Genomic DNA, 12,028 nt, shown 5'->3' on the forward strand with positions numbered 1-12,028 from the left:
AATCACTTAAATGGTTGCGTAATATGCATCATATTAACAAGTTTATAAAAATTTGCCACAGCAATTAATTACACATTTGTTTTTAATGACAGTTTGTCACAAGCTTCATTCGTTGTATCTTTGCACACTTATTTAGGAAGCAGGAATTCTTATGGAGAAGATAATAGATGAAAATATACAAGGACAAGCATTAGTGCTTGATGGCCCTACAACAAATTCTAAAAAACTATTTATAGAGAGTTACGGCTGCCAGATGAACTTTAGCGATAGTGAGATCGTTGCCTCAATTCTCGCTAAAGAAGGATATAATACCACCCGTAATTTAGAAGATGCAGATCTTGTTCTGGTCAATACATGTTCTATTAGAGAAAAGGCAGAACAAACTGTGCGTAAGCGCCTTGAGAAATATAATGCAGTTAAAAAGATAAATCCGGGAATGAAAGTAGGCGTGCTGGGCTGTATGGCAGAGCGTCTTAAAAGTCAATTTCTGGAAGAAGAAAAAATTGTTGACCTGGTCGTAGGTCCAGATGCATACAAAGATTTACCTAATCTTATCAGCGAGGTTGAAGAAGGTCGCAATGCTGTAAATGTTATTTTATCTAAAGAAGAGACTTACGGTGACGTTTCTCCCGTACGTTTACAAAGCAACGGTGTAACTGCTTTTGTAAGTATTACACGCGGTTGCGATAATATGTGCACTTTCTGTGTAGTGCCATTTACCAGAGGCCGTGAACGTAGCCGCGACCCACAGAGCATTATAGAAGAAGTTAATGATCTGGCGGCAAAAGGCTTTAAAGAAGTCACGTTACTTGGTCAAAATGTAGATAGTTACTTGTGGTACGGTGGCGGACTTAAAAAAGATTTTGAAAAAGCCGGCGAAATGCAAAAAGCCACAGCAGTTAGTTTCTCAAACCTGCTAGAACTGGTTGCACAGGCCCAGCCTAAAATGCGTGTACGTTTCTCAACTTCAAATCCGCAGGATATGACGCTTGACGTGATACACACCATGGCAAAATATCCTAATATCTGTAAATACATTCATCTTCCCGTACAAAGCGGAAGCGATCGTATTTTAAAAGCCATGAACCGTTTACATACGCGAGAAGAATATTTTCAACTTATTGATAACATTCGCGAGATCATGCCAGACTGTGCCATATCTCAGGATATGATCACTGGTTTCCCTACAGAGACAGAAGAAGATCATCAGGATACAATAAGCCTGATGGAATATGTAAAATATGATTTTGGTTTTATGTTCGCTTATAGCGAAAGACCGGGAACACTGGCAGCGCGTAAACTTGAAGATGACGTACCAGAACCGGTTAAAAAACGTCGCCTGGCCGAAATAATCGAGATACAACAAAAATATTCTCATTACAACACAGCAAAACAAGTAGGTAAAACGATAGAGATATTAATCGAAAAATCATCTAAGAAAAGTGATGCCCACTGGAGCGGAAGAAATTCTCAAAACACAGTGGCTGTTTTTCCTAAAGAGAATTACAAAGTAGGTGATTTTGTAATGGTTAAAATAAACGACTGCACTACCACTACTCTTATTGGGGAAGCAGTAGACTATTCTGAAAACAACTAACCGTATAAGTATGGAATCAGTACACGCGACTAAACAACGTTTCGGAATAATAGGAGATGATCCTAAACTTAACAGGTCTGTAGAGAAGGCAATACAGGTAGCGCCTACAGATATCTCTGTGCTTGTTACCGGAGAAAGCGGTGTGGGTAAAGAAAGTATCCCTCGCATCATACACTCACTTTCGCATAGAAAACATAACAAGTACATCGCTGTAAACTGCGGTGCAATACCAGAAGGAACCATAGATAGTGAACTTTTTGGCCATGAGAAAGGCGCCTTTACAGGAGCAACCTCAACACGTAGCGGATATTTTGAAGAAGCAGATGGCGGGACTATTTTTCTGGATGAAGTAGGCGAACTTCCTCTCCCCACGCAGGTAAGATTATTGCGCGTTCTTGAAAATGGCGAATTTTTAAAAGTAGGTTCATCTAAGACGCAAAAAACAGATGTACGCATCGTAGCAGCTACAAACGTAAATATGTTTGAAGCTATTAAAAATGAAAAATTTAGAGAAGATCTTTATTACAGATTAAGTACTGTAGAGATTAATTTACCACCCTTGCGTGAGCGTAAAAATGACATTCACCTGCTCTTTAGAAAATTTGCATCAGACTTTGCAAATAAGTACAAAATGCCCACAATCAGGCTGGAAGAAGACGCGATACAGCTACTTTTAAAATATCGCTGGAGCGGAAACATAAGACAGTTGCGCAATATTGCAGAGCAAATTTCAGTTTTAGAACAAAACAGAAGCATAACTCTTGAGAAGCTTAGAGCATATCTTCCAGACATGGGTAGCAATCTTCCCGCTGTGGTTAAGCAGAAAAATGCAGACAGTGACTTTAGCAGTGAGCGAGAAATACTTTACAAAGTGCTTTTTGATATGAAAAGCGACCTGAACGACCTAAAAAAGCTCACTCTCGAGCTGATGGAAAAAGGTAACAATGCGACAGTACAGGAAGAGAATAAATCTTTGATCAAAAAGATCTACAGCGACGATCAGGAGACAGATGCTTATGAAAGCGCAGAAGATATTACAGAAGTATTGCAGATACCACAAGAAGCAAACGGTTTTGATAATCCATCAGACAAGTATAGTTTCGCAGAAGATGTAGAAGAAGAAGAAACGCTTTCTATACAGGAAAAGGAGCTTGAACTCATCAAAAAATCACTAGAACGCCACAGTGGCAAACGTAAAGTAGCAGCACAGGAGCTAGGTATAAGTGAGCGTACACTTTACAGAAAGATCAAACAATACGATCTTTAATAATCTACTCTTTTCAGCAAAACGCATTAAAAAATATATGCAGAAGAAATTTAAAATTACCGGTCTACTTCTTATCACTCTTGTTTTTAACAGCTGTGGTTTTTATTCATTTAGTGGTGTATCAATAGAACCGGGAACAGAAACTTTTCAGGTTAATTTCTTTCAGAATAATGCGGCTTTGGTAGAACCGGGATTAGACCGTAAATTCACATTTGCTTTACAGGATCTTATTCAGAACCAGACAAGTTTAAGCCTTACCCCTAATGGCGGTGATCTAATTTACGAAGGCGAGATCGTAGATTATTACATCGCGCCACAAACAGCTACTTCAGACAATATTGCAGCACAAAACCGCTTAACAATTACTGTTAATGTGCGCTATATAAATACAAAAAAAGAAGATGGCACAGATGACTTTGAGCAGCGTTTTTCTTTTTACGTTGACCGTCCCGGCACACAACAATTAATAGGAAGCGCTCTAGACAGTGCTGTTGATGAGATCTTTGAACGCATCACCCAGGATATCTTTAATGAATCGCTGGCTAACTGGTAATTATGAATACTTCAGCTTTACTTGCAATCTTAGAAAATCCTGAGCAACTTACAGTTGCCCAGACAAGTGAGCTGGCTGAAATTGTGGCTGAATTTCCGTTTTTTCAGCCTGCAAGAGCGGTTTTTTTAAAAGGTCTTAAAAATCAGGAAAGTTTTAATTATAACAAAGAACTAAAACGCACAGCTGCTTTAACTACAGATCGCAGTATTCTTTTTGACTTTATTACTTCTCCCGTTTTTACACAAAATGCGATAAGCAAAACCATTAAAGAGCAAGAAGAAAGTCTTTATAATATAGTGGTTAATGAAGCTAAAGATGTGTCTGAACAGGTAGAAACCGAAGAATTAGGCAAAGCAAATCAGGTTCTCGACCCCGATTTTTTCATCCCTAAGGCCGATAATCAACCTGAAAAGAGCGATTTTTTAGAACCTGAAAAATTATTAGAAATCGGCGTGCCTTTAGACTTTGGTCAAAAAGAAACGCATTCTTTCGCCGAATGGCTTCAGATAACTACGCATAAACCCATAGACCGTTCTCAAGAAACTGAAGATACTGCTGAAACAATAGAAAATGAAGAGGAAACCGAGGAAGATCTTGAGCGCAAACGCAAACTCAGGATAATAGATCGTTTTATAGCAAACAACCCAAAAATTAAGGTTAAACCTGTTGATGAAACGGTAAAAAGAAACGTTATTGAAGAGGTAAATGTGCCAGACGAAGCACTTATGACAGAGACGTTAGCCCGCGTGTATGTTGAGCAGAAGAACTTCAATAAAGCCAAGCAAGCTTATAGAATTTTAAGTTTGAAATATCCGGAAAAAAGTGGTTTCTTTGCAGACCGAATTCGGGCAATAGAAAAATTGCAGGACAATAAAAATACATAATTATGTTTTTAGTATTCTTAGGACTTATCATCATCGTAGCATTTTTGCTGGTAGTAGTGATCATGGTTCAAAACCCAAAAGGTGGCGGTTTATCTTCTTCTTTTGGTGGTGGTGGCACTCAACAAGTAGGTGGTGTAAAAAAGACAACAGACTTTTTAGATAAAAGTACCTGGGCTCTGGCTACTATACTTCTAGTGCTTATTCTAATCTCAAATGTGACTATCTTTGGTGGTGGCGCATCTGCAGAGTCTAAAGTAATTAATGGTGAGGATGTAGAGAACATTGTTCCTGTACAAAACACGCCGGCGGCTACTACTCCTGCAACTGTACCAGACAGCACAGAGAACTAAAATGACAGTTTATAAAAGATAAATTAAGAAGACCGCAAATTTGCGGTCTTTTTTTTGCCTTTTTGTCAGCCATAAGTCAGTGGCACAATTTCTGCCTATTTGCATCATACATTATAGAAATTTGTTCAACAAAAAAATCATATTACAATGGGAGTAAACATTAAACCTCTTTCAGATCGTGTTTTAGTAGAGCCAATGGCCGCTGAAACTAAAACAGCTTCAGGTATCTATATTCCTGATACTGCTAAAGAAAAACCTCAAAAAGGTAAAGTAGTTGCTGTAGGAAGTGGGAAAAAAGATTATGAAATGACCGTAAAAGTGGGCGACACTGTTTTATATGGTAAATATTCTGGAACAGAGTTAAAACTAGACGGTTCTGATTACCTAATGATGCGTGAAGACGATATTCTGGCTATCATCTAAGCCCAGAACACGCTTTATTACTTCTAGATTAAATTAATCCAATCAAATTAATTGTAAACAAAACTCTTTTCTTCATTAGGAGAAAAGACTAAAACTTTGAAAAATGGCAAAAAATATAAAATTTGACATTGAAGCTCGCGACGGTATTAAGCGCGGTGTAGATGCTCTTGCAAATGCAGTAAAAGTAACATTAGGTCCTAAAGGTCGTAACGTTATTATTAGCAAATCATTTGGCGCACCACAGGTAACTAAAGATGGTGTTACAGTAGCAAAAGAAATAGAACTTGAGGATCCTTTAGAAAACATGGGAGCTCAAATGGTAAAAGAAGTTGCTTCTAAAACCAATGATCTTGCCGGTGACGGTACTACAACTGCAACTGTTCTTGCTCAGGCTATCGTAAAAGAAGGTCTTAAGAATGTGGCTGCAGGCGCAAACCCAATGGATCTTAAAAGAGGTATTGATAAAGCTGTAGAAGCTATTACCAAAGATCTTCAGGAACAAACTCAGGAAGTAGGAAACTCTTCTGAAAAAATTAAGCAAGTAGCTTCTATATCTGCTAACAATGATGATGTAATAGGTGAACTTATCGCTGAAGCATTTGGTAAAGTAGGTAAAGAAGGTGTTATCACTGTAGAAGAAGCAAAAGGTACAGAGACTTATGTTGATGTAGTAGAAGGTATGCAGTTTGACCGCGGTTACCTTTCTCCTTACTTTGTTACAGACAGTGAGAAAATGCAATCTGAATTAGAGAGCCCTTACATCTTGTTATATGATAAAAAGATCTCTTCTATGAAAGATTTGCTACCTGTACTTGAGCCGGTTGCTCAATCTGGTAAGCCTTTATTGATCATCGCAGAAGACGTAGATGGCGAGGCTCTTGCAACTCTTGTTGTAAATAAATTAAGAGGTGCTCTTAAGATCGCAGCTGTAAAAGCTCCAGGTTTTGGTGATCGTCGTAAAGCAATGCTTGAGGATATCGCTATTTTAACTGGTGGTACAGTAATAAGTGAAGAGCGTGGCTTTACACTTGAGAACGCAACAGTTGATATGTTAGGTACAGCAGAAACTGTAACTATTGATAAAGACAACACAACTATTGTAAACGGTGCTGGTGAAAAAGAAAACATCAAAGCTCGTGTAGGTCAAATTAAAGCTCAGATCGAAAGCACAACAAGTGACTACGATCGTGAAAAACTTCAGGAACGTCTTGCTAAATTAGCAGGTGGTGTAGCTGTACTTTATGTAGGTGCTGCTTCTGAAGTTGAGATGAAAGAGAAAAAAGACCGTGTAGATGATGCACTTCATGCAACTCGTGCAGCTGTAGAAGAAGGTATTGTTGCCGGTGGTGGTGTAGCTTTAGTTCGCGCTAAAAAAGTACTAGAAAATCTTTCTACAGACAGTGCAGATGAGAGTACAGGTGTACAAATAGTAAATAAAGCTATTGAAGCTCCATTACGTACTATTGTAGCAAACGCAGGTGGTGAAGGTTCTGTTGTGATCGCAAAAGTGATCGACGGTAACAAAAACTACGGTTATGATGCTAAAACAGATACGTATGTAGATATGCTAGAAGCTGGTATTATTGACCCTAAGAAAGTTACTCGTATCGCTCTTGAAAATGCAGCTTCTGTTTCTGGTATGATCCTTACAACAGAGTGTTCATTAACAGACATACCTGAAGACAATGCAGGTGGCGGTCATTCTCATGGCGGAATGGGCGGCGGTATGCCAGGCATGATGTAATATCACTTTCGCTTAAAGCGAAATAGTATAAAAGCAAAAACCGCTTCAATTAAACTGAAGCGGTTTTTTTTTGACTTAATTTAATTACCGTCTTAGTTTATCTCTGCATCAACAGTACCGCAATTAAGCATCTTATCACCAAAGTATGGATTGTATATTTTCTTGTCATTAGAGATCCAGTAAGCACCTTTGCCGTTAAATGCCATAGGGCAGTACTCATAATATAAAGTACCTTGCTCTATCTTACCTTCTACTAATGCTTTAATGCCTGCGGTTACCTGAGAAAACAATTCACGTTGTTGCTCAATATCGCCTGTATTGCTCAAGGTGCTCACCTGCTCCTTTAGCGCATCATTACCATCTATCTCCTCAAGGGCTGTTTTTAAATTTGCAGCTGTTGATTTTGCCGCTCCGGCATCTGTATTTACCAGTGCCGTTTTAAGTTCGTTATAATTATCATAAACGTCTGCCACGAGTGAATCATTAAAAGTGGCAGTACGTGCGGCAGAAAAGTGTTCTTCTTTTGCTCCTTCTGTGCGAGCCTCAGTGTCTATCGTTACAACCTCTTCATTGTCTGTATTTGATTTTTTTTCGCCGCAGGCTAAAACCAATACAGACAATCCTATAAATGCTATTTTTTTCATAGTGTAATATTTATTTGTTTAATGTACAAATGTCTAATTCTTCCGTGTTTTTTGATAATAAAATGCCGGTAAAATAATTATAATAAATAAAGGCTGTATGAGAAACCGGCGCACATAGAACAGCAACTGGTAGTGCTCTGGCTCATAATTTTTAAGTAGCATATAAAAGATGACCAGCAAAAGCACAAAGGCAATTAAGTAGAGTAATGCAGCAAATTTCACATAGCCTTTTTCGTTAAAAGCGATCCACAGTACTAGCAAAGACAGGATAGAATTTAAAAAATATCGCTCTGTGAGCGCAAAAATCAGCTTTGCAGTACGAAAATCTGGCAGGTGTTCTTTTTCTAAAAAATCTGATCTGAAGAAATCTAAAAGCGGATCGTAAAAAAGAGCTTCCTGAAAATACCTAACCAGCACCAGCAGACCAAAAATACCCACAATTAAACCGATTTTTAATGCTTTAAGCATGGTTTTTTCGCTTTAAATGTTTCACCCAGAAAATCCACAATAAAAAGATAAAACCATAAATGATCGCAGGAAAAGCAATGGCATGTAAAAATTCTGCCCAGCCCGGGAATTTGTAAACCGCGATTGCAATTAGGGCAATTCTCAATACATTAATGATATAGATCGCAATACTCCCAACTACGAGAAAAACCAAAGTACTTTTTAATTTATCTGCAAAAGCCAGCACAAAGGCAACAAATAATATTACGACGCTCGCACCATTACAGCCTTCTACCACACGCACTAAAAATTGATCTTCTACAAATAATTTTACTGATGCTTCTGCCGCATGAGGTTCAATTTTAGAAGTGAAACCCAATACCTGTATTACCCACTTGCTATGCAGAGCAACCTTTTGAGTAAGATAATCAGGATAATGCTCTGGCCCAAAATCTCTTTTTAAATACCAAAGGTAGCCCAGCGTAAGCAAAAGATAGGTTCCTAAAAAAGTAAGGATAAATCGAAGTACCGACTTATATTTGTGGACATATTGTAGCACCAAAGAAAAGGTCGTTTTGACCCCTAAAATACAAGAAAAATGAAATTTGAAACCTTAAAGCCGGAAATATCGGCAATATTAAATAGCGATTCTTCAAATACTACCCATAAACTAGAGCAGATTTGTGCTTTATTAAAAGAGAATATTGAACATTATAACTGGGTAGGTTTTTACTTTAAAAATGGCGATAAAGAAGAATTAAAGCTGGAGGCATTTGCCGGTGAACCTACAGATCACACCATAATCCCTTTTGGAAAAGGTATCTGTGGCCAGGTTGCTGTTTCAAACCAAAACTTTGTTGTGCCAGATGTGGCTGCACAGGATAATTATATTGCATGCAGCATCACTGTAAAATCTGAAATTGTGATTCCGTTATTTGTAAATGGTGAAAACATAGGGCAGATAGATATTGATTCTCACACACCAGACCCGTTCACAGAAGAAGATGAGCGTTTTCTAGAATGGATAAACGCCGAAGTCGCTAAGCTTTTAGCTTAGAAAACCAGCTTAAAACGCACAAAAACCCCTGATTTTCATGTAAAAATCGGGGGTTTTTGTTTTGATTTTTTATAAAACCGATGTTTACATACCGGTTCTTATCGCTTCTACAGGATCTAATCGTGAAGCCATAAATGCAGGTACAATACCAGCGATCATGCCTATTGCAACAGAAGAAAACATACCCCAGAAAACATTAGCGGCAGATAGTATAAATTGAAAATCACCGGTAAACTGCGAAGCGATCAATGTGATGATCCATACCAGAAATAATCCTATTAGTCCGCCAAAAGTTGCCAGTATCACAGCTTCAAATAAAAACTGAAGCAGGATAAATCTATTTTTGGCTCCTAATGCTTTTTGAATCCCAATAAGGTTGGTACGTTCTTTAACGCTTACAAACATGATATTTGCAATACCAAAACCACCTACAAGAAGAGAAAACAGACCAATAAAACCACCTATGGTAGACATCGTGCCTGTGATATTATCTATCATATCTGCAAACCCCTGTAGCTTATTGATAAAAAAGTTGTCTATATCATTTGGCTTTAAGCCTCTTATTTGTCGTAATCGCTGACCCAGAACAGCATTAAATTCGGCTAGGTCGATTCCCTCTTTTGGTTTTATAACAATACCGGGAAATGCACCTTTATTGTTGCTACCATAAATACGGCGCACAATATTTACCGGCACCATTACCATTTCATCTTTAGAAGGGCCAAACATGCTGCTTCCCTCCTTCTCAAGAACACCTATAACTGTAAAACGCTGCCCGTATAAGCGCAGTTCTTTACCAATGGGATCACTAGCATCAAAAAGAGCATTTGCAATTTCATCACCCAAAACAATTACCGGCGAACCGCTATTAGATTCAGATTCATTAAAAAATCGCCCTTCCTGTATTTGAAGCGCCTCTACATTATAATAACCATCTGTAACCGGAGCAATATTAACATCGGTAACCAGCTTATCTTTATATTTTATCGTTTCTGCACCTACATTTAAGTTGTAAGAGATCGCGTCAACATTAGGCACATTATTTTTTATGTATTGATATTCTTCATAAGTTACATCAGGAAACTGCTCTCTTTTCCACTGCGGTATGTCGCTGGGGCCAAAGGAAAAACGCATTACAAAAACAGTACTGTTATCTAGAGAAGATAAACTTCCTTTTATTTCCTGCTTTAAAGAATCTACCGCGGCTAAAACTCCTATTATAGAAAATATACCTATAGTAACTCCCAGTAAAGACAAAAATGTACGCAACTTGTTGTTGCGCAGCGCATTAATCGCAAACGCAAGACTTTCTTTAAGAACCCTTAGATATATAAGCATACACACTTTTTTACAGTAGTGCTCATAAGACGCATTACTATGTATAACGTTACAATAATTTACAGAGAAAATACAGAATTACCTCCTACTTTTTAGGGTGTAATTCATACTTTTGCAGCTTATATAAAATCATCTGCATGAGCACTGCAATTAAGGCGAAAACCGCATTAGTATCTGTATTTAATAAAGAAGGCCTGCAACCACTTATTGAGAAATTTCACGAGTTAGGCATTACGCTATATTCTACGGGAGGGACAGAAAAGTTTATCAAAGACCTCAACATCCCTGTAACACCGGTAGAAGATGTTACTTCTTACCCTTCTATATTAGGTGGTCGCGTTAAAACATTGCACCCTAAAATCTTTGGCGGAATTTTAAATCGTCAGGATCATGAAGGTGATGTTGCAGAAATGGCCGAGTATGAGATCCCTCAGCTAGACATTGTGATCGTAGATCTTTATCCTTTTGAAAAGACGGTAGCTTCTGGCGCTGCAGAACAAGATATCGTAGAAAAGATCGACATAGGTGGCATTTCACTAATACGCGCTGCCGCTAAAAATTTTAAAGACACGCTTTGTGTTTCATCTGTAGATGATTATGATGAAGTTTTAAAGCTTATAAGCGAAAACGAAGGAAGCACCACAATTGAGGATCGCAAGCGTTTTGCGGCTAAAGCCTTTAACGTTTCTTCGCATTACGACACCGCTATCTTCAATTATTTTAATGAAGAAGAAGTAGTTTATAAAACCAGCCTACAGAACGGAAAATCGCTTAGATACGGTGAAAATCCACATCAAAACGGTCAGTTCTACGGTGATTTTGATGCCATGTTTGATAAGCTTCATGGTAAAGAATTATCATATAACAATCTTCTAGATGTTGACGCAGCGGTAAGCTTAATGGCAGAATTTAGTAATGAAAAGCCAACATTTGCCATATTAAAACATAACAATGCCTGTGGTCTCGCTCAACGCGAAAGTTTACATCAGGCATATGTAGACGCTCTTGCCGGCGACCCGGTCTCAGCCTTTGGTGGTATATTAATCGCTAATCAGGAAATAGATAAATCTACTGCAGAAGAGATTCACAGCTTGTTTTGTGAAGTGGTGATCGCACCTTCTTTTTCAGCCGAAGCTTTAGAAATTTTAAAGGGTAAGAAAAATCGGGTTCTTTTGGTTCAAAAACCGGTAGAATTGCCAGAAAAGCTCGTACGCAGCTGCTTAAACGGAATATTAGTTCAGGATAAAGATTTTAAAACAGACCAACCTGAAGATCTTTCGCCTGCGACAAACAATAAACCCTCAGAAGAAGAGTTAAGTGACCTGATATTTGCCTCAAAGATCTGTAAGCATACAAAGTCTAATACAATTGTTTTTGCAAAAAACAAACAACTTTGCGCCAGCGGAACCGGGCAAACATCTCGTGTAGATGCGCTAAGACAAGCAATTGACAAGGCTGTATCTTTTGGTTTTAATCTTAAAGGCGCCGTGATGGCCAGTGATGCATTTTTCCCGTTTCCAGATTGTGTTGAGATAGCAGGAAATGCTGGTATAACTGCCGTAATACAACCAGGCGGATCTATTAAAGACCAACTGAGTATAGATTACTGTAACGACCATGATATTGCTATGGTTATGACAGGAACAAGACACTTTAAACATTAAGATTAAGTACTTTTTTTTAGTTACATTTAAAATCTTTAACAGAATATAGAATCATCCTCA

At 38.1% G+C, this 12,028-nt stretch carries 13 protein-coding genes; 9 read left to right on the plus strand and 4 right to left on the minus strand.

Translation table 11 applies throughout. The annotated features are described in order from the left end of the window. Nucleotides 1-151 precede the first annotated feature (151 nt). From miaB to groL, 7 genes are all read left to right on the plus strand, one after another. A complete protein-coding gene (gene miaB / locus ACH3O9_RS03780; RefSeq protein ID WP_416444545.1) occupies nt 152-1,597 on the plus strand; it encodes a tRNA (N6-isopentenyl adenosine(37)-C2)-methylthiotransferase MiaB in 1,446 nt (481 codons plus the stop codon). Between the two features lie 10 nt (nt 1,598-1,607). Next, nucleotides 1,608-2,864 (plus strand): sigma-54 interaction domain-containing protein, encoded by a 1,257-nt coding sequence (locus ACH3O9_RS03785; RefSeq protein WP_416444547.1) that lies wholly within the window; start codon nt 1,608-1,610, stop codon nt 2,862-2,864. A 37-nt stretch (nt 2,865-2,901) separates the two neighbouring features. Continuing rightward, nucleotides 2,902-3,417, plus strand: a complete 516-nt coding sequence (locus tag ACH3O9_RS03790; protein WP_416444549.1) for an LptE family protein — start codon at nt 2,902-2,904, stop codon at nt 3,415-3,417. A gap of 2 nt (nt 3,418-3,419) precedes the next feature. Next, nucleotides 3,420-4,301: a hypothetical protein gene (locus ACH3O9_RS03795; protein ID WP_416444551.1), complete on the plus strand. Its 882-nt coding sequence runs from the start codon at nt 3,420-3,422 to the stop codon at nt 4,299-4,301. 2 nt (nt 4,302-4,303) lie between these two features. After that, nucleotides 4,304-4,651 carry a preprotein translocase subunit SecG gene (gene secG / locus ACH3O9_RS03800; protein WP_416444553.1) on the plus strand — a complete coding sequence of 116 codons (348 nt, stop codon included), beginning with the start codon at nt 4,304-4,306 and terminating at the stop codon, nt 4,649-4,651. A gap of 147 nt (nt 4,652-4,798) precedes the next feature. Further along, nucleotides 4,799-5,074 (plus strand): co-chaperone GroES, encoded by a 276-nt coding sequence (locus ACH3O9_RS03805; RefSeq protein ID WP_416444555.1) that lies wholly within the window; start codon nt 4,799-4,801, stop codon nt 5,072-5,074. 103 nt (nt 5,075-5,177) lie between these two features. Further along, nucleotides 5,178-6,818, plus strand: coding sequence for a chaperonin GroEL (gene groL, locus ACH3O9_RS03810; protein WP_416444557.1), 1,641 nt, complete (start codon nt 5,178-5,180; stop codon nt 6,816-6,818). Nucleotides 6,819-6,910: 92 nt separating this feature from the next. Here groL and ACH3O9_RS03815 read toward each other — a convergent pair whose 3' ends face one another. Genes ACH3O9_RS03815 through xrtF form a run of 3 tightly spaced genes read right to left on the minus strand, consistent with a single transcriptional unit; the run spans nt 6,911 to nt 8,468 of the window. Continuing rightward, nucleotides 6,911-7,462, minus strand: coding sequence for a DUF3347 domain-containing protein (locus ACH3O9_RS03815; RefSeq protein ID WP_416444559.1), 552 nt, complete (start codon nt 7,460-7,462; stop codon nt 6,911-6,913). Nucleotides 7,463-7,495: 33 nt separating this feature from the next. Beyond that, nucleotides 7,496-7,930 (minus strand): exosortase F system-associated membrane protein, encoded by a 435-nt coding sequence (locus tag ACH3O9_RS03820; protein WP_416444561.1) that lies wholly within the window; start codon nt 7,928-7,930, stop codon nt 7,496-7,498. Then, the gene (gene xrtF, locus ACH3O9_RS03825) at nt 7,923-8,468 is read right to left on the minus strand and encodes an exosortase family protein XrtF (protein WP_416444563.1); all 546 of its coding nucleotides are present in this window, start codon (nt 8,466-8,468) and stop codon (nt 7,923-7,925) included. The genes ACH3O9_RS03820 and xrtF overlap by 8 nt, the downstream gene beginning before the upstream one ends. 39 nt (nt 8,469-8,507) lie before the next feature. Between xrtF and ACH3O9_RS03830 the strand changes: the two genes are divergently transcribed. Then, nucleotides 8,508-8,966, plus strand: a complete 459-nt coding sequence (locus ACH3O9_RS03830; protein ID WP_416444565.1) for a GAF domain-containing protein — start codon at nt 8,508-8,510, stop codon at nt 8,964-8,966. An 84-nt stretch (nt 8,967-9,050) separates the two neighbouring features. Here ACH3O9_RS03830 and ACH3O9_RS03835 read toward each other — a convergent pair whose 3' ends face one another. Continuing rightward, nucleotides 9,051-10,304 carry an ABC transporter permease gene (locus tag ACH3O9_RS03835; RefSeq protein ID WP_416444567.1) on the minus strand — a complete coding sequence of 418 codons (1,254 nt, stop codon included), beginning with the start codon at nt 10,302-10,304 and terminating at the stop codon, nt 9,051-9,053. Between the two features lie 137 nt (nt 10,305-10,441). Here ACH3O9_RS03835 and purH point away from each other — a divergent pair, with 137 nt between their 5' ends. Continuing rightward, on the plus strand, nt 10,442-11,968 hold the full coding sequence (gene purH / locus ACH3O9_RS03840) for a bifunctional phosphoribosylaminoimidazolecarboxamide formyltransferase/IMP cyclohydrolase (RefSeq protein WP_416444569.1): 1,527 nt from the start codon (nt 10,442-10,444) through the stop codon (nt 11,966-11,968). Nucleotides 11,969-12,028 lie beyond the last annotated feature (60 nt).

The sequence above is a fragment of the Leeuwenhoekiella sp. A16 genome, assembly GCF_047946675.1.
GTDB lineage: Bacteria > Bacteroidota > Bacteroidia > Flavobacteriales > Flavobacteriaceae > Leeuwenhoekiella.